Origin of the sequence: Rathayibacter sp. Leaf185 (genome assembly GCF_001423885.1) — a bacterium.
Taxonomy (GTDB): domain Bacteria; phylum Actinomycetota; class Actinomycetes; order Actinomycetales; family Microbacteriaceae; genus Rathayibacter.
The window spans coordinates 385,536-403,401 of the sequence record NZ_LMPP01000002.1; the positions used below are offsets into that span (position 1 = coordinate 385,536).

Below are 17,866 nucleotides of genomic sequence, written 5' to 3' on the forward strand. Positions count from 1 at the left end.
GGTCACACCTCCACGGTGGTCAGGGTCTGGACGGAGCGGCGGAACTCGGCCTGCATGTCGAGCGCGTCGCGCTGCAGCAGCCACTGCACCTGCAGGCCGTCCATGGTGGCGACCGTGCGGATGGCGGCGCTGCGCGGATCGACGCCGGGCACGAGCTGGCCGCGGGTGAGCATGTCGCCGAACGCGTCGGTGAACAGGTCGACGACGTAGCGGTAGCGGTTGGCGAAGTACTCGTGCGCCGGGTGGTCGGCATGCGTCGCCTCGGCCGAGAGCACGCACTGCAGCTCGACGAGGCCGGGGATCTTCGCGTTGTAGGCGACCAGCTCGACGAGGGCGCGCACGGTCTCGAGCCCGGGGACGGCCTCGCCGCTCGGCACGCGCGTGATCGAGTGGTCGTCGCGGAGGGTGAGCACGGCCGAGAGCAGCTCCCACTTGTTGGCGAAGTGGTGCAGCACGCCGGCCTGGCTCAATCCGACCTTCTCGGCGATCTCGCGGAGGGAGGCGGCGTGGTACCCGCTCGCCGAGAACACCTCGAGGCCCGCGCTGACGATCTCGGCGCGCCGGGCCGCTGTCTTGGCGTACTGCCCGCGCGGGCGCCGCGGGGGTGAGGTGGGGAGTGCCATGAAGTGCCTCCTGGCGCATCGTTGCGAGGTGGTGGTGCGGAGCTCTGTGGGCGGGCTGGGATGCCGCCGGTGCGAGAAACCTAGCCCCTCGAGGTTTCCGAGTCAAAAACCTGGCGTCGATTAGGCTTTTGGGTTTCTCCCCGTCAGCGCGCAGATAGGGGCACCCCCGAATCCTGTGACCGGTCACGAAAATCACGAAAACCTAACGCCGCGAAGTTTTTTTGATGAAAACCTAGGGGTCATCTGTTTTTCGTGTTAGCTTCCTCGGCACCGGCTCATGGACGAGCCGGGAGAACCTGGAGACCGAAGATGTTCCGATGGAAGAGGCTGGCGGCCGCTGCGATCGCCATCACCACGATGGTCGGCTTGACCAGCTGCGCTGCCGACTCGGGAGGAGGATCCTCCGACGGCTCGGGCGGCACCCTCACTCTCGGTGCGATCCAGACCCTGTCGACGTTCGCCGCCGCGGACTCGTACTGGGCCAACGAGTCGCCCTACATGCAGGCCGTCTACGACACGGTCCTCCGCGCCGAGCCCGACGGCACGATCACCGAGGGCCTCGCCTCCGCGTGGGAGTACAACGAGGACAGCACCGTCCTCACGCTGACGATCCGCGATGGAGTCACCTTCTCGGACGGCTCGACGCTCGACGCCGACGCGGTCGCCCAGAACCTGATCCGCTTCCGCGACGGCAACTCGCCCGACACGAACAAGATGGCCGACCTCGCCGACGCCGTCGCGACCGACGCCTCGACCGTCACCGTCACGCTCAAGCAGGCCAACCCGACCTTCCTCTTCTACCTGACGCAGAACGCCGGCCTCGTCGAGGCTCCGTCGGCGTTCGAGTCGGCCGACATCCAGACCACGCCGGTCGGATCCGGTCCCTACGAGCTCGACGCGGCGAAGACCGTCATCGGCACCTCCTACGCCTTCACCAAGCGCGACGGCTACTGGGACGAGGAGTCGGTCCACTACGACGATCTCGTGATCAACGTCTACAGCGACTCCACCGCTCTGGTGAACGCGATCAAGGGCGGACAGGTCAACGCGGCCAACACCGTCGACAACAACGACCTGAAGGAGATCGAGGCGTCGGGCTTCACCGTCAACGCCTTCGAGCTCAACTGGACGGGCCTGCTCCTGCTCGACCGCGACGGCACGATCGCTCCCGCCCTCAAGGACGTCCGCGTCCGCCAGGCGATCAACTACGCGTTCGACAAGGAGTCGCTGCTCACGGCCATCGGCCAGGGCTACGGCACCCCGACCACGCAGATCTTCCCGACCTCGTCCGAGGGATACGACGAGTCGCTCGACGACGACTACCCCTACGACCCCGAGAAGGCCAAGGAGCTGCTCGCCGAGGCCGGCTACCCCGACGGCTTCGAGCTGAACATGCCCAGCTCCTCGCTGGTCGGCTCCGCGACCTTCACGCTCATCCAGCAGCAGCTCTCCGAGGTCGGCATCACCGTGACCTACACCGACGCCGGCAACAACTTCATCGCCGACGTGCTCGCTCCGAAGTACGCCGCCACCTGGCTCACGCTGCAGCAGGACCCCGACTGGGCCCTGATCAACTTCGAGCTCAGCCCGAACGCGATCTTCAACCCCTTCAAGAACGCCGACCCCGAGCTCGAGACCCTCATCGAGGCCGTGCGCACCGCCCCGGAGGCGGACTACGCCGCAGCCGTCCAGGCCGTCAACAAGTACACGGTCGACAACGCCTGGTTCGCCCCCTGGTACCGCCAGCAGTCGAGCTTCGTGACGGATGCGAACACCAAGGTCGAGACCCAGACGGGCAACGCCTACCCGTACCTCTGGAACATCACCCCGGCCTGATCCGGTGGTGAAGGGGCCGGCCCTCGGGTCGGCCCCTCCCCTTCTCGGCGCTCGGGCGCTGTCTCTCCTTGATCGAAGGAACCACTGATGACCAGGTTCATCCTGCGACGCGTCATCTCGGGGATCATCCTCGTGGTGCTGATCTCCGTCGTCGCGTACGCCCTCCTCTACCTCGGCGGCGGCGACATCGCCCGCCGCATCCTCGGACAGAACGCGACGCCGGAGGCGGTGGCCCAGCGGGCCGCGCAGCTCGGCCTCGACCAGCCCATCTGGTCGCAGTACGTCGGCTGGCTCGGCCACGCCGTCACCGGCGACCTCGGCAACTCGTGGTTCACCGGCCAGGCCGTCACGACCGCCATCAGCACCCGGGTCAGCGTCACCCTCTCGCTGGTCATCGGCGCCACTCTCATCTCGGCGGTCATCGCCGTCGTCCTCGGCGTGTGGGCCGCGGTCCGCCGCGGCTGGGCCGACAAGCTCGTGCAGGTGGTCTCGATCCTCGGGTTCGCGATCCCCGGCTTCCTCATCGCGCTGGGGCTGGTGACGGTCTTCGCGATCAACCTCCGCCTGTTCAAGCCGACCGGCTACGTCAACCTCACCGATTCGTTCTCGGGCTGGGTCGCCACCGTCACCCTGCCGATCATCGCCCTCGCGATCGGAGGCATCGCCGGTGTCGCCCAGCAGGTCCGCGGCTCGGTCATCGATGCCCTCCGCCAGGACTACGTGCGGACGCTGCGCTCGCGCGGCCTCCCCGCCTCCCGCGTGGTCTTCCAGCACGTGCTCCGCAATGCGGGCGGCCCCGCACTCGCGGTCCTCGCAGTGCAGTTCATCGGCCTCCTCGGCGGCGCGGTGATCGTCGAGCAGATCTTCGCGATCCCCGGCCTCGGCCAGGTCGCGGTCACGGCGACCACCCAGGGGGACATCCCGCTGGTCATGGGCCTCGTGCTCATCACGGCGATCATCGTCGTCATCGTCAACCTGCTCATCGACCTGCTCCAGGGCTGGCTCAACCCGAAGGTGCGACTCTCATGACCTCCACCGCCCCGCTGCCCGACCCGTCCCTCACCGTGGGCATGGAGGAGCGAGCCGCACGCACGCACCTCTTCCGCCGCCTCCTGCACAACCCGATCGGGCTCGTCTCGCTCGTCTTCCTCGCCCTCGTCGTGCTCTCGGCGATCCTCGCGCCGCTGCTCGCGCCGGCCGACCCGAACAAGGCGTCGCTGCAGGACGTGCTCGCGGCGCCCGGTGCCGCGCACCTGCTCGGCGCCGACAGTGCCGGCCGCGACGTGCTCTCCCGCCTGCTCTTCGCCACGCAGTTCAGCCTCGCTGGCGCCCTGGTCGCCCTCCTCGTCGCGATGATCATCGGAGTGACGAGCGGTCTGCTCGCCGGCTACTTCGGCGGCTGGTTCGACTCGGTGTCGGCCTGGACGACCGGCCTCCTGATGGCGCTCCCCGGCATCGTGGTGCTCCTCGCCGCCCGCGCCGTCATCGGCCCGTCGATGTGGCTGTCGATGGCCATCTTCGGCGTCCTGCTGTCGCCCGCGTTCCACCGGCTGGTCTACGCCTCCGTCACCGCGGTGCGCGGTGAGCTGTTCGTCGACGCCGCCCGCGTCTCGGGGCTCAGCAACGGCCGCATCATCGCCCGGCACATCCTCACCGTCGTCCGAGCTCCCGTCATCATCCAGGCGGCGCTCATCGCGGGCATCGCCATCGCGATCCAGGCCGGACTCGAGTTCCTCGGCCTCGGAGACCTGTCGATCCCGACCTGGGGCTCGATGCTCAACGACGGCTTCTCGAACGTGTTCAACGCTCCGATCCTGATGCTCTGGCCGAGCCTCGCGATCGGTCTCACCTCGATCGCGCTGACCCTGCTGGGCAATGCGATGCGGGATGAGCTCGAGCGCAGCGCCTCCGGGTCGAAGCGCTCGAAGAAGCGCAAGGCGGCCTCGGCGCCGGCCACCGTGCCGACCAGCCTCTCGACGATCGGCATCCAGACCATGCTCGACGAGGACGCGGCCCGGCCGCAGACCGTCGTGCACGAGGAGACGTCCGCCTCCGGCAGTGCCGCCGAGGTGCTCCGCGTCACGAACCTCTCGGTCGGCTACGGCCAGGGCGACGGATCGACGAAGACCGTCGTCCACGACGTCTCGCTCACGGTCCGCCGCGGCGAGATCCACGGGCTCATCGGCGAGTCGGGCTCGGGCAAGACGCAGACCGCCTGGTCGGTCCTGCGCCTGCTGCCCGAGGGCGGCCGCATCACCGGCGGCTCCATCGTCTTCGACGGATCCGACCTCGCTCACCTCTCCGAGAAGGAGATGACGAAGCTGCGCGGCAAGCGCATCGCGTACATCCCCCAGGAGCCGATGTCGAACCTCGACCCCTCGTTCACCATCGGCACCCAGCTCGTGCAGCCGATGCGCGTGTGCCTGGGCCTCTCGAAGGCGGACGCGAAGGAGCGCGCGCTCGCGCTGCTCGCCCGAGTGGGCATCCCCAACCCGCAGCGGACCTTCGACGCCTACCCGCACGAGGTCTCGGGCGGCATGGCGCAGCGCGTGCTGATCGCCGGTGCCGTCTCGTGCGACCCCGACCTGCTGATCGCGGACGAGCCGACCACCGCGCTCGACGTGACGGTGCAGGCCGAGGTGCTCGACCTGCTCCGCGAGCTGCAGTCCGAGCTCGACATGGGCATGATCCTCGTCACGCACAACTTCGGCGTGGTCGCCGACCTGTGCGACCGCGTCTCGGTCATGCGCGACGGGCGGATCGTCGAGACCGGGCCGGTGCGCTCGATCTTCGCCGACCCCCGCCACCCCTACACCCGCGCCCTGTTCGACGCGATCCTCGAGGAGGGGCCCGCCCGCGGACCGCTCGTCGCCACCACCGCCGTGAAGGAGGCCTCGCGATGAGCGCCAGCTCTCTCACTGAATCCAGCCTGCTGGACATCAAGGACGTCGTCGTCGAATACCCGGGCAAGGGCTTCCGCGCCCCGTCGTTCAAGGCTCTGAAGGGCGTCTCGCTCGACATCCGCCCCGGCGAGACCGTGGGTCTCGTCGGGGAGTCGGGCTCGGGCAAGACGACGCTCGGCCGCGCGGTGCTGGGGCTCGCCCCGGTGACCGGAGGCGAGATCGTCTACAACGGCCGCGACATCGCGCACCTGAACCGGCGCGAGCGCCGAGGGCTCTCCTCCGAGATCCAGGTCGTGTTCCAGGATCCGTACACCTCGCTCAACCCGTCGCTGACGATCGAGCAGATCCTGGTCGAGCCGCTCACGGTGCGGAAGGTCGACGGCAAGGTCGCCTCCAAGCGCGTGCGCGAGCTGCTCGACCAGGTGGGCCTGCCGCAGTCGGCGGCCGACCGCCTGCCGCGCGAGTTCTCGGGCGGTCAGCGGCAGCGGATCGCGATCGCCCGGGCGCTCGCCCTCGAGCCGCGCCTGATCGTCTGCGACGAGCCGGTCTCGGCGCTGGATCTCTCGACCCAGGCGCGCGTACTCGATCTCTTCACCGAGATCCAGGAGCGCACCGGAGTGGCGTACCTCTTCGTCTCGCACGACCTCGCGGTCGTGCGGCACCTCTCGCACCGGGTCGCCGTGATGTACCACGGCGAGATCGTGGAGTGGGGCGACGGCGACCAGGTCACCGCGCGGCCGGAGCACGCCTACACGCAGCGACTGTTCCTGGCGGCCCCCGTGGCCGACCCCGTGCGCCAGGAGGCGCGTCGCGAGGAGCGCCGCGCGTTCGTCGCCGCGCACTCCTGACGGAGTGCCGATCCTCGCGAAGGGGGTCGGCACCCTCTGCCGTCAGAAACCAACTACTGCTAGGTTTTGAGTGACGATGCCGTCGCTCCTAGAGAGAGAGTCACTGTGACCGACACCTCCACCGCTCCCCGCATCCCGGCTGAGGGACCCGACGCCGATGCCCTGCTCACCGAGCTCCTCGGCCGCCTCGACCTCGAGGAGAAGGTGCAGCTGCTCACCGGCCGCGACTTCTGGACCACCTGGCCGATCGAGAAGATCGGACTGCGCCGCATGCTCGTCTCCGACGGCCCCTCCGGGGTGCGCGGCGAGGTCTGGGACGAGCGCTCGCCCTCGCTCAACCTGCCCTCGGCGACCGCGCTCTCCTCCTCCTGGGACCGCTCGATCGCGAAGCGCTACGGAGCCGCCGCCGCCGTCGAGGCCCGCCGCAAGGACGTCGACGTCGTGCTCGGCCCGACCATCAACCTGCACCGCTCGCCGCTCGGCGGCCGCCACTTCGAGGGCTTCAGCGAGGACCCGGTGCTCACCGCCGACCTCGCTGCCGCCTACGTGAGCGGTGTGCAGGAGAACGGCGTCGGCGCGACCCCGAAGCACTACATCGCCAACGACTCCGAGACCGACCGCTTCACCGTCGACGTGCGCGTCGGCGACCGCGCCCTGCGCGAGCTCTACCTGCTCGCCTTCGAGCGCGCGATCGTCGAGACCCGCGCCTGGCTCGTGATGAGCTCGTACAACTCGATCAACGGCGTGACCGCGACCGAGAACGACCTGCTCGAGACTCCGCTGAACAGCGAGTGGGGCTTCGACGGAGTCGTCATCAGCGACTGGACCGCCGTGCGCTCGGTCGACAGCGCCCGTGCCGCGCAGGACCTCGTCATGCCCGGCCCCGACGGCCCGTGGGGCGCGGCGCTGGTCGCCGCCGTCCGCGCCGGAGAGATCGAGGAGTCGGTCATCGACCGCAAGGTCCGCCGCATCCTCCGCCTCGCCGCGCGGGTCGGCGCCCTGGAGGGCTTCGAGCCCGCCGTCGCCGAGCCCGTGCTCGTCGAGGACGGCCGTGCCTTCGCCCGCGAGGCCGCCGCGGCCGGCAGCGTCCTGCTGCGCAACACCGGCGAGCTGCCGTGGGACGCCTCGTCGCTCTCCTCCGTCGCCGTGATCGGCCACAACGCCCGCGAGGCCCGCACCCAGGGCGGCGGATCCGCCACGGTCCTCCCCGAGAAGGTCGTCACTCCGCTCGACGGCGTCCGCGCGGCGCTGCCTCACGCCCGGGTCGACTACGCTCTCGGCGCGGTCGTGCAGGACGGAGTCGCCCCGCTCGTCCTCGAGACGATCACCAACCCGGTCACCGGCGAGCCGGGGCAGCGCGTGCGCTTCCTCGACTCCTCCGGCGCCGAGCTCTTCGTCGAGGATCGCCGCGCCACCTCCCTCGTCTGGTTCGGCGGAACGGCGCCCATCGCCGCGTCGGCCCGCGTCGAGTTCTCGACGATCCTGACGCCCGCGGCCGACGCCACCGTGCGCCTCGGCTTCGCGGTCGCCGGCACCGCCCGCGTCTTCGTCGACGGCGAGCTGTTCCTCGAGGAGACCCTCTCGCCGGTCGGCAACGACCTCGGCGCCTCGCTCCTCGCGCCGCCGTCGGTCTCGGCTCCGCTCACCGTCACCGAGGGCACGCCGGTCGACATCCGCATCGAGTACGACATCGTGCACGCCGAGGGCGACCTCGACGGCGCGCTCGGCTTCACCTACGGCCTCGAGCCCGACGACACCCCGGCCGACGAGCTCATCGCGGAGGCGGTAGCGCTCGCCCGCGACGCCGACGTCGCTCTCGTGGTCGTCGGCACCAACTCCGCCGTCGAGTCGGAGGGCTACGACCGCAGCTCGCTCGACCTTCCCGGCCAGCAGGACGCGCTCGTGCGCGCCGTCGCCGCCGTCAACCCGCGCACCGTCGTCGTCGTCAACGCCGGAGCCCCCGTCCTGCTGCCGTGGCGCGACGAGGTCGCGGCCGTGCTCGTCGGCTACTTCGGCGGGCAGGAGATGGGCGACGCCGTCGCCGACATCCTCCTCGGCCGCGTCGAGCCCGGCGGACGCCTGCCCACCACCTGGCCTGCCGCGATCGAGGACGTCCCCGTGCTCTCGACGCTGCCCACCGACGGCGAGCTGCACTACGACGAGGGCATCCACATCGGCTACCGCGCCTGGCTGCGCAGTGAGGTCGAGCCCGCCTACGGCTTCGGTCACGGCCTCGGCTACACGTCGTTCGAGCTGCTCGCGGTGGCGACACCCGCCCCCGCGACGGCGGGCGAGGACGCGGTCCTCCTCGTCGACGTCGTCAACACCGGCGAGCGCGCGGGCAAGGTCGTGCTGCAGGCCTACGCCGAGCGCCGCGACTCCGCCGTCGAGCGCCCCGTGCGCTGGTTGGTCGGCTTCGACAGCGCGATCCTCGAGGCCGGAGCGACCGCGCAGATCGCGGTGACCGTGCCGACGCGCCTCCTCGCCACCTGGAACGACGGCTGGGAGTACGAGGCCGGCGCCTTCACCGTGCGGGTCGGCACCTCGCTCGAGGACGTCCCGCTGACGACCGAACTCGAGCTGCTGGCATGAGCGCCACGGTGGCGGGTCCTGTCGGGGCGCCGTTCCCGAACCCGCTGATCCCCGGGTTCAACCCCGACCCGAGCGTCGTGCTCGTCGACGGCGTCTACCACCTCGTCACCTCGAGCTTCGAGTACCTGCCGGGCCTGCCCGTCTACCGCAGCACCGATTTCGAGACCTGGGAGCGGATCGGCAACATCGCGACGCGCGCCGAGCAGATCGCCGTCGACGAGGTGCCGACGGGACTCGGAGTCTGGGCGCCGACCATCCGCTACCGCGACGGGCTCTTCCACGTGATCGTGGTCGTCCCCGCAGGGCGTGGTGGCGTGGTGTTCACGGCGGAGGACCCCGCTGGGCCCTGGAGCGACGGTCTCGTCCTGCGCTCCGAGAACGGGGCGGGCCTCCAGGGCATCGACCCCGACCTCGCCTGGGACGAGGACGGCACCGCGTACGTCACCTACTCGGGTCTGATCCTCGACGGGCCCGACGCCGGGCAGCACCTCGGGATCCAGCAGGTGCGCGTCGATCTCTCCAGCGGCGCGATCCTCGAGGAGCCGCGCTCGCTGTGGTCGGGCACGGGCGGCGGCTTCCCGGAGGCGCCCCACCTGTACCAGCGCGGGTCCACCTGGTACCTGCTCATCGCCGAGGGCGGTACCGAGCGCGGCCACGGAGTCTCGATCGCTCGCGGCGACGCGCCGATCGGCCCGTTCGAGACGGCTCCGACGAACCCGTTCCTCACCGCGCGCGGCACGACGCGGCCCGTCCAGAACACCGGGCACGGCGACCTCGTCGAGGGACCCGACGGCTCCACGCTGCTGGTCGTGCTCGGCGTGCGCCCGCGCGGGGCGACCCGCTCGTTCTCGGCGCTCGGGCGCGAGACGTTCGTGACCCGCGTCGACTGGGTCGACGGCTGGCCCGTGGCCGAGCCCGTGGAGCTCGCACCCCGCGGACCGCTCCGCGACGACGTCGATTTCTCGGGGCCGCTCGACTCCGGCTGGATCGGCGTGCGCCGCCTGCCCTCCGCGATCTCGACGATCAAGGATGGCGCGCTCGTGATCGCGGGGGAGGGGCGGACGCTCCGGCACCCCCAGCCGACGTTCGTGGGCCGCCGGCAGCTCACGCAGACGATGCAGGCGTCGGTCGTGGTCGATGTGAGCGGAGGCACCGGCGGGCTGGCTGTGCGCTACGACGAGGACTCGTTCTACGCGATCGAGGCCGAGTCGACCGGCTCGGGGACGCGGGTGACCGCCCGCGCGGTGATCCCCTCCTTCGAGCAGGAGTGGACCGCCGAGCTGCCCGAAGGACCGGTGACGCTGGTGCTCGAATCTGAGCGCGACGGCGGCATCGGCTTCGGACCCGGCCAGATGACCAGCGACTTCGTCGTGCTGCGCGCCGAGGCGGGCGGAGTCTCGCGAACACTCGCCCGCGTCGACGGCCGCTACCTCACCTCCGAGACCGCGACCTCGTTCACCGGCCGCGTGCTCGGCCTCTACGCCGCGACGGGCGCGCCCGCGTTCTCGGCGTACCGCTACACCGGCACGGACGACTAGCAGCGCCGTTTACCACGTTTGGGAGAGCCCGCAACCCGGTGCACTCCCAGGCGGCTCCCGAATACCGTCGAGGAAGACGACCGCAGCTGCGGATCGCCGCCATCGAAGACAGCAAGGAGCACCACCGTGCCGCAGATCATCGAGACCGTCGACGTCAACGTCCCCGTGTCCGTCGCGTACAACCAGTGGACCCAGTTCGAGGAGTTCCCGAAGTTCCTCGACGAGGTCGAGTCGATCCAGCAGGTCACCGACACCCTGACCGTCTGGAAGGTGAAGGTCGGCCCCGTCGAGCGCGAGTTCGAGGCCAACATCACCGAGCAGCACCCCGACGAGCGCGTCGCCTGGAACAGCACCGGCGGCGAGACCGACCACGCCGGAGTCGTCACCTTCCACAAGCTCGCCGAGGCCGAGACCCGCGTCACCGTGCAGCTCGACTGGGAGCCCAAGGGCTTCCTCGAGACGCTCGGCTCCCTCGTCGGCGCAGGCAGCCACGCCGTCAAGAAGGACCTCCAGAACTTCAAGGAGTACATCGAGTCCAAGGGCTCGCCGGACGGCGCCTGGCGCGGCGACGTCAAGGCCTGAGACATGAGCGACAACAAGGAAGCGGACGGCCTGGGCACCGAGGGCACGATCCCGGATTCCGAGGACGGCATCGCCCTGACCGTGTCGGGCGACTCCCACTTCAATCCCGAAGAGGACGCGCCCCACGAGGACGACGAGAAGTGACATCCACGAAGGGCCCGGCGGACTGATCCGCCGGGCCCTTCGTCGTTCGCCGTAGCGCCGGCTCAGCGCCAGGCGCGGGCGTACTGCGGAGGCGCGATCGCTGCGCCCAGCTCGTGTGCCATGCGCGTCGCGGCGTGCGGGTCGCGGAGCAGCTCCCGCGCCATCAGCACCACGTCGGCATCGCCCGCCGCGATCACGCCCTCGGCCTGCTCCGCCGTCGTGATCAGACCCACTGCGCCGACCGGGGCGCCGGTCGCCCGCCGCAGCTCGCGAGCGAACGGCACCTGGTAGAGCGGCGCGACGGGGATGTCGGTGCCGCCGACCAGGCCGCCCGTCGACACGTCGAACAGGTCGACTCCGGCGTCGCGCGCCCACTCGGACACGCGGATCGTCTCCTCGAGCGTCCAGCCGCCCTCGGCCCAGTCGGTGGCCGAGAAGCGCACCAGCAGGGGGAGCTCGCCGATCTCGGCGCGCACCGCCCGCACGACCTCGAGCAGGAGGCGCGCCCGGTTCTCGAGCGACCCGCCGTAGGAGTCGCCGCGCCGGTTCGACAGCGGCGACAGGAACTGATGCAGCAGGTAGCCGTGGGCGGCGTGCAACTCGATCACGTCGAAGCCCGCCTCGACCGCGCGGCGGGCGGAGTCGCGGAACGCCGCGACGAGCGCCGGCAGCTCCTCGACGTCGAGCGCCCGCGGAGCCGCGTAGCCGTCGAACGCGACCGCCGAAGGCGCGACCGTGTCCCAGCCGCCCTCCGCGGCGGGCACGGTGCCACGGCCGCTCCACTCCCGATAGGTCGACGCCTTGCGGCCGGCGTGCGCCAGCTGAACCCCGGCGAGCGCACCCTGCGAGTGCACGAAGTCGACGATCGGCGCCCACGCGTCGCGCTGGGCGTCGTTCCACAGGCCGGTGTCCCAGGGGCTGATGCGCCCCTCAGGCACGACGGCCGTCGCCTCCGCGATCACCACCCCCACACCGCCACGGGCGATCGAGCCGAGGTGCACGAGATGCCAGGAGGTGGGTGCGCCGTCCTGCGCCTCGACCGAGTACTGGCACATCGGCGCCGCCCACAGTCGATTTCGGGCGGTGCGGGAGCGGAGGGTGAGCGGCCGGAAGAGGGCCGGCCCGGGAGCGTCGTCAGTCATGGAGAGGAGTAACCGGGAACAGCGCCCGGCTATGCCCGATCGGCTCCGTGCCCGCCTCAGCGTGGCCAGGTCGACCCGGGCGCGTCCTGCCAGACGTCGCTCGACGGCGCGAGCTCGTCGAGCTCGTCGAACAGCGCATCGGGGATGTCGAGGGCGTCGTCGGCGACGAAGGCGTCGACGTGCTCGGCCGTCGTCGCGCCGACCACCGTCGTCGTCACCCGCGGGTCCCGCGTCGAGAACTGCAGCGCCGCCGCGGCGAGCGGCACTCCGGCGCGCTCGCAGGCGGCCCCCATCGCCGCGACCGCCTCCACGATCTCGGCGGGCGCCGTCTGGTAGGCGTAGCTGCGCACCGGCTCGGGCCAGCGGGCGAGCGCACCTCCGCCGTACACCGCCGCGTTGACCACGATGACGCCGCGGTCGACGGAGGCGTCCAGCAACTCCTCCGAGGAGCGATCGACGAGGGTGAACCGGTTGTGAGTGATCACCGCGTCGAACAACCCGGTGTCGATGTAGTGCAGCAGCATCGGCGCCGGACCGCCCGAGATGCCGATGGACAGTGCGACCCCCGCCTCCTTCATGGCGACCAGCGCCTTCACGGGGCCGTCGTCGGCGAATGCCTCCTCGTACGAGATGCGCTCGGGGTCGTGCAGGTACAGGAGGGGCAGCACGTCCATCCCGAGGCGCTCGCGGCTCTCGTCGAGGCTGCGCCGCATCCGCTCGGCCGAGAAGCTGCCGGTCTCGGGGTCCCGATCGAGCTTGGTGACCACGGTGATCCCCTCCGGAACTCCGCCACGTGCCCGCAGCGCCTCGCCGATCAGGCGCTCGCTGTGCCCGAGGGCGTACTCGTTCGAGGTGTCGATCACCGAGACGGCGCGATCTCCCGTCGTCTCGAGCACCCGCTCGAGGGCCGGAACCCGGTCGAGGTCGCGGACGCGCTCGGGCCTCCACGAGGTGCCGAGGGTGAGACGGGTGACGGAGGCGCCGGACGGGCCGAAGGGACGGAGGCTGGACTGCGATGTCATGCCGTCAGCCTTGCAGTGATCGGGGCTCAGTGCACGAGCGTGCTCAGTGCACGAGCGTGCTCAGCCACACGACGACGAAGCCGAGCAGCGTGGTGGTCAGCGTGCTCAGGAGGCGCCGCCCGAGCGAGCTGCCGCGTCGCGCGGACATCACGTAGCCGAGCACGGCGAGGATCACGACGCCCGAGCCGAGCGCGAGGTAGTAGGCCGTGTACTCCTCGACGAGCTCGAGCGGTCCGAGCGCGAGGAACAGGGCGGGCACGATCATCGCGGCGATCATGCCGATCGAGTGCCGCACGGTGTCGCCGATCGCTGCGACCACGGTGCGTGCGGTGGGCTCGGTGGTCGGCAGGCGCGCGATGGTCCCCGCGTAGACGTGCGCGACCCAGAACACCGTCACCGACCCGAGGAGGAAGAGGAGCACCTCGAGGTCGGTGTCCTTGTCCCAGCCGACGGCGATGAGCGTGATCGCGAGGACCGTGCCGTAGATCGCCCCCTCGGTGCGCATCACGGCGACGACGGCGCCGACGGTGTCGGTCTTCTGCATGGTGCTCGGCCTTCCGCTGGGCACGGGGACCGGCGGCGGGCCGGTCTGATGCTCACCCTAATGGGCGGCCGGGCCGGGCTGCGATCACGCGATCGCTGCGTCAGGGCACTCGGCGGTGGGTGACGATGCTGACTCCGGACTCGAACTGCCGCGACTCGGCGCGGTCGAACCGGCGGGCCGCGTAGGCCGCGCCCCCGAAGAGCGGGACTCCGTCGCCGAGCACGACCGGGTTCACCTTGAGGATCAGCGTGTCGATCTCGTCGATCAGGGCGCCAGCGAGCGCACCGCCGCCGGCGAGCCAGAGACCGCCGCCGTCCGCTGCGCGCAGCTCGCGGATCGTGGCGACCGGGTCCGCGGTGGTCTCGACAGCTTCCGGAACCTCGCGGCCGCCCCGGGTCGCGACGATCTGCCGCAGGTGCGGATACGGGCTGTCGATACCGGCGTCGAGCGCGGGCGTGTAGGTGCGCCACCCCATGATCACGGTGTCGAAGCGGGAGCCGTCGGCCGCGACTCCGAGTGCCTGCTGGGCGTGGACCGGGAGCGTGTCGCTGTAGTCGGCGAGGATCGCCGCGAAGTGGTCGCCTTCGGCCGGGAACGCGCTCCAGTCGCCGTCGGGCGCGGCGATGAGTCCGTCGAGACTGGTCGCGACGAAGTAGGTCAGCTCGCGCACGGCGCACCTCCGGTTCGATCGCGCCGAGTCTACGAGCGGGGGAGGATCTCGCCCTCTACTGCGGCGCGTCAGGACGGCGGCGGCTCGGCGGATGGTGGCGGCGAGTCGGCGAAGAGCACGGATGCAGTCCCGGGGGAGAGCGCAGGTGGCGGGCCCCCGGGCAGTACCGGTGGCCGGGTCGTGACCCGCCGCCCGGTGGGCGTGGTCCACTCGGCGGTGCCGTCGGGGAGGAGGGTGTAGTTCCAGCGATCGCCGTGCCGGACGTGGTGGTGCCCCGTGCAGAGCGAGACGAGGTTGTGGAGCGCGGTGTCGCCGCCGTTCCGCCACTCGACGCTGTGGTCGGCCTCGCTGGTGGCGGCAGGGCGGGTGCAGCCCGGGAAACGGCAGGTCTGGTCACGCAACTGCAGGGCCAGTCGCATCTGCGGCGGCGGGACACGGAGGGTGCGTCCGACGGAGGCGATCATCCCCGTTGCCGGGTCGGTCAGCACCCGCGTGAAGGTCGCGCCCACGCCGACGAGCTCTCGGGCGATATCGGCCGGGATCGGTCCGTAGCCGTCGAGATGGCCGCCATGGTCGTCGAGACCGACGGCCGTGGTGGCGGGGAGCGTGACTCGGATCTCGGCGCGGATACCCGGCACGAAGGTCGACACCGGGCCGTCACTCTCGAGCGGAGTGGTTCCGGCGATGTCGCCCTTGCAGACCAGATCGGCCAGTGCGTCGGCGCGCAGCTGCGCGAGCGTCCGCGCGTCGCCCGACTCCTCCGCGGCAGCGCGCAGGGTGCGGGCCATCCTGTCGAGGCGGTGGAGTGCTCCGACTGCGACCGGCGCCGGCAGCAGCGCGCAGAGTGTGGCCATCCCGTCGATCCCGGCCGACACCCACACCGAGCGCTCCTGACGCGCGAGTTCGTGCCTCTCGGAGAGGGGCTGCTCGTGCAGCTCCTCTCTCAGCTGCGCGACAGCGCGACGCAGCTGGCCCGGCGTCAGCGAGACGGCCAGCGCCGCAGCGCCTTCGTCGAATTCGGCGCGGGACTCGACGGGCAGGGTCGCCGCAGCCGCGCAGATCACCCGACCCGCCTCCCACCGGAGGAGCGCGCCGGCGAGGGCGGCCCGGGTCCGTGGCAGATCGTCGACCAGCAGTCGCGCCTGCTCGAGCTCGTTCGACGCCACCCGTTCGGAGACGCCCATCGCGACCGCGAACTCCGCGCGGATCGACCGCTCGGCCAGCTCCTTCGACTCGCCGGCCGACGTCCCCTTCGCGAACGACTCCGGAGAGGCGATCGCGGTGCGGTACCCCGCGTACAGCTGCTCCGCGGAGGCGAGGAGGATCGGCGCGGCGGCGCGCGCGAGCTCACCCGCACGGTCCCCGTGTCTGCGGGCTTCGTCGAGCGCCGCCCTTGCCTGTTCTGTCGCTGCCATGCAGAGAGTCAAACGGTCGGAGCCGGCGCCGGAACCGCGGGATCCGTTCCGATCGACGACTCACCGGAGCGATCGCCCTGTGGAGGAGCGTCGTCAGCGCCAGTGCGCCAGTTCGTTCGCCAGTGTGGCCCGGGCCCGCGCGAGCATGCCGCGCACGGTCGTCAGCGGCAGGCCGAGCTCGCGGCCGATGTCGAGGTAGCTGACGCCGTCGAGGCGCAGTTCCCAGCAACGGCGCTGCAGTGTCGGCATCGCGGCCAGGACGCGGCGGGCGTCGGCGGCGAGGGAGGCTCGGCCGGCCAGGGCGTCCGGGGCGTCGTGCGGCGAGGCCGGCAGTTCGTCATCGAGCTCGGCGCGGGTGCGCAGGGCACTCGAGCGCAGGCGGTCGTAGCTCTTGCGGCGGACGGTGGTGACGAGCCAGCCGGCGATGGTGTCGCCATCGATCACGCTGTCAGCGTGGCTCCAGGCGGCGAGGAAGGTGTCCTGCACCACGTCGTCGACGTCGGCGTGTGACCCGCCGAGGGTACGGCGTGCGGTGGCCTGCAGCAGTCCCGTGTAGCGCCGCACGATCACGGCGAACGCCTCGCCGTCGCCGGAGGCGGCCCGGATGACGAGGACGCGATCGGAGTCCGGGTCGAGCGCCGGGACGGGCGGGCGGAGTGTCCTCCGGGTGGCGGCGACCAGCGCCGGAGCGAGCGCGACCACCGCCGAGCCCAGGGAAGGAGCGGGTGCGGTCGGCGCGGGGACGATCTGGGCGGACAGGAGGGCGGGTGGCGCGGTCGTGAGCATGCGGACTCCGGTGGTCAGGAATATGTGTACGCATGATTCGGAGGCGCCGGCGAGACGGATGCACCGCTGGGCACCCCAAAACAGGGGGTGCAGACGGCCCTAGTTCCAGTCGAGCGGGTCCTCATCGATGTCGGACCCCACGAAGATGCAGAACGGATGACCGGAGGGGTCGGCGAGCACATACAGGGCCTCGGCGGGGTCGCCACTCTGGTCGTCGATCACGACGGCTCCCAGCGACACGGCGAGTTCCCGCTTCCGCTCGAGCTCGGCGGCGTCGCGCACCATGAAGTCGAGGTGCAGCTGCTGGCGCACCGGACCCTCGGGCCAGGTCACCGCGGGGAGGTCGGCCACCCTCTGGAAGGCGAGGCGGTCGCCCTCCGGGGTGCGGATCGCGACCCACTCGGCGGAGTCGTCCGAGCCGTCGGCCGGTGGCTCGTCGCCCGGGCGGTACCGCCCGCCCACCAGTGAGCAGTAGAAAGCGGAGAGGGCACGCGTGTCCTCGGTGTCGAGCACGATCTGTCGGAGTCTCATGGGCGGAGGCTACGCCCGACCGACGACACCGTTCAGCGCCGTGTGAGCACCAGGTGCACGACTCCGCTCGGCGAGGGCGTCGCCTCGATCGAGAAGCGCTCCTCGAGGCCCTCGAGTCCGTCCCAGAGGCGCTCGCCGCGGCCGAGGACGATCGGGACGAGGACGAGGTGGAGGTGGTCGATCAGATCGGCCTCGAGGAACTGCCGCACGGTGGCGACACCGCCTCCGATCCGGATGTCGCGCCCGTCTGCGAGGGCTCTCGCCTGCTCGAGGGCAGCGGCGGGCTCGGCGTCGACGAAGTGGAAGCTCGTCCCGCCCTCCATCCGGAGCATCGGGCGCGGGTGGTGGGTCAGGACGACGACGGGCGTGTGGAAGACGGGGTCCTCGCCCCACCAGCCGCGCCAGTCCTCGTCCTCCCACGGGCCGCGCTGGGGTCCGAACTTGTTGCGGCCCATGATCTCGGCGCCGATCCCGTGCCTCCAGCCGGAGGCGAGAGCGTCGTCGACGCCGACGGAGCCCGGAGTCTCGCCGGGCATGCCCATCTCGCGGAAGGTCCGCGTCCCGACGGCCCACTCGACGAGCCGGTGGCCGGCGTGGCCGAAGGGGGAGTCGAGGCTCTGCCCCTCACCGGCGCCGTAGCCGTCGAGGGAGACCGAGAAGTTGTGCACGCGGACGAGGGACATGTCATCT

Annotated in this window: 17 protein-coding genes; 8 read left to right on the plus strand and 9 right to left on the minus strand. The window is 71.2% G+C overall.

Annotated elements, in window-relative coordinates:
• Positions 1–2 precede the first annotated feature (2 nt).
• Positions 3–623 (minus strand): TetR/AcrR family transcriptional regulator, encoded by a 621-nt coding sequence (locus tag ASG06_RS09120; protein ID WP_056041283.1) that lies wholly within the window; start codon positions 621–623, stop codon positions 3–5.
• 309 nt (positions 624–932) lie between these two features.
• Here ASG06_RS09120 and ASG06_RS09125 point away from each other — a divergent pair, with 309 nt between their 5' ends.
• The 8 genes from ASG06_RS09125 (at position 933) to ASG06_RS20230 (ending at position 11,066) form a co-directional block, all read left to right on the plus strand.
• Positions 933–2,459 (plus strand): ABC transporter substrate-binding protein, encoded by a 1,527-nt coding sequence (locus ASG06_RS09125; RefSeq protein ID WP_056041285.1) that lies wholly within the window; start codon positions 933–935, stop codon positions 2,457–2,459.
• 87 nt (positions 2,460–2,546) lie between these two features.
• Entirely contained in the window at positions 2,547–3,488 is a 942-nt protein-coding gene (locus ASG06_RS09130; protein WP_056041287.1) for an ABC transporter permease, read from the plus strand.
• Complete coding sequence (locus tag ASG06_RS09135; protein WP_056041289.1) at positions 3,485–5,362, plus strand: dipeptide/oligopeptide/nickel ABC transporter permease/ATP-binding protein; 1,878 nt, start codon at positions 3,485–3,487, stop codon at positions 5,360–5,362. Before ASG06_RS09130 ends, ASG06_RS09135 begins: the two co-directional genes overlap by 4 nt.
• Complete coding sequence (locus ASG06_RS09140) at positions 5,359–6,210, plus strand: ATP-binding cassette domain-containing protein (protein ID WP_056041292.1); 852 nt, start codon at positions 5,359–5,361, stop codon at positions 6,208–6,210. Before ASG06_RS09135 ends, ASG06_RS09140 begins: the two co-directional genes overlap by 4 nt.
• 105 nt (positions 6,211–6,315) lie before the next feature.
• Positions 6,316–8,802 carry a glycoside hydrolase family 3 C-terminal domain-containing protein gene (locus ASG06_RS09145; protein WP_082499092.1) on the plus strand — a complete coding sequence of 829 codons (2,487 nt, stop codon included), beginning with the start codon at positions 6,316–6,318 and terminating at the stop codon, positions 8,800–8,802.
• Positions 8,799–10,340 carry a glycoside hydrolase family 43 protein gene (locus tag ASG06_RS09150; protein WP_056041294.1) on the plus strand — a complete coding sequence of 514 codons (1,542 nt, stop codon included), beginning with the start codon at positions 8,799–8,801 and terminating at the stop codon, positions 10,338–10,340. The genes ASG06_RS09145 and ASG06_RS09150 overlap by 4 nt, the downstream gene beginning before the upstream one ends.
• 126 nt (positions 10,341–10,466) lie before the next feature.
• A complete protein-coding gene (locus ASG06_RS09155) occupies positions 10,467–10,922 on the plus strand; it encodes an SRPBCC family protein (protein ID WP_056041296.1) in 456 nt (151 codons plus the stop codon).
• A 3-nt stretch (positions 10,923–10,925) separates the two neighbouring features.
• On the plus strand, positions 10,926–11,066 hold the full coding sequence (locus tag ASG06_RS20230; protein ID WP_197409399.1) for a hypothetical protein: 141 nt from the start codon (positions 10,926–10,928) through the stop codon (positions 11,064–11,066).
• A 62-nt stretch (positions 11,067–11,128) separates the two neighbouring features.
• Here ASG06_RS20230 and ASG06_RS09160 read toward each other — a convergent pair whose 3' ends face one another.
• The 8 genes from ASG06_RS09160 to ASG06_RS09195 form a co-directional block, all read right to left on the minus strand.
• On the minus strand, positions 11,129–12,208 hold the full coding sequence (locus ASG06_RS09160) for an NADH:flavin oxidoreductase/NADH oxidase (RefSeq protein WP_056041298.1): 1,080 nt from the start codon (positions 12,206–12,208) through the stop codon (positions 11,129–11,131).
• 56 nt (positions 12,209–12,264) lie between these two features.
• Positions 12,265–13,230: an aldo/keto reductase gene (locus tag ASG06_RS09165; protein ID WP_056041300.1), complete on the minus strand. Its 966-nt coding sequence runs from the start codon at positions 13,228–13,230 to the stop codon at positions 12,265–12,267.
• A 43-nt stretch (positions 13,231–13,273) separates the two neighbouring features.
• A complete protein-coding gene (locus tag ASG06_RS09170; RefSeq protein ID WP_056041301.1) occupies positions 13,274–13,774 on the minus strand; it encodes a hypothetical protein in 501 nt (166 codons plus the stop codon).
• A gap of 100 nt (positions 13,775–13,874) precedes the next feature.
• Positions 13,875–14,444, minus strand: a complete 570-nt coding sequence (locus ASG06_RS09175; RefSeq protein ID WP_056041304.1) for a dihydrofolate reductase family protein — start codon at positions 14,442–14,444, stop codon at positions 13,875–13,877.
• Between the two features lie 68 nt (positions 14,445–14,512).
• The gene (locus ASG06_RS09180) at positions 14,513–15,859 is read right to left on the minus strand and encodes an HNH endonuclease signature motif containing protein (RefSeq protein WP_056041306.1); all 1,347 of its coding nucleotides are present in this window, start codon (positions 15,857–15,859) and stop codon (positions 14,513–14,515) included.
• A 93-nt stretch (positions 15,860–15,952) separates the two neighbouring features.
• On the minus strand, positions 15,953–16,645 hold the full coding sequence (locus tag ASG06_RS09185; protein ID WP_056041307.1) for an RNA polymerase sigma factor: 693 nt from the start codon (positions 16,643–16,645) through the stop codon (positions 15,953–15,955).
• Positions 16,646–16,744: 99 nt separating this feature from the next.
• A complete protein-coding gene (locus ASG06_RS09190) occupies positions 16,745–17,176 on the minus strand; it encodes a VOC family protein (RefSeq protein WP_056041309.1) in 432 nt (143 codons plus the stop codon).
• Between the two features lie 32 nt (positions 17,177–17,208).
• On the minus strand, positions 17,209–17,859 hold the full coding sequence (locus ASG06_RS09195; protein WP_056041311.1) for a dihydrofolate reductase family protein: 651 nt from the start codon (positions 17,857–17,859) through the stop codon (positions 17,209–17,211).
• Positions 17,860–17,866 lie beyond the last annotated feature (7 nt).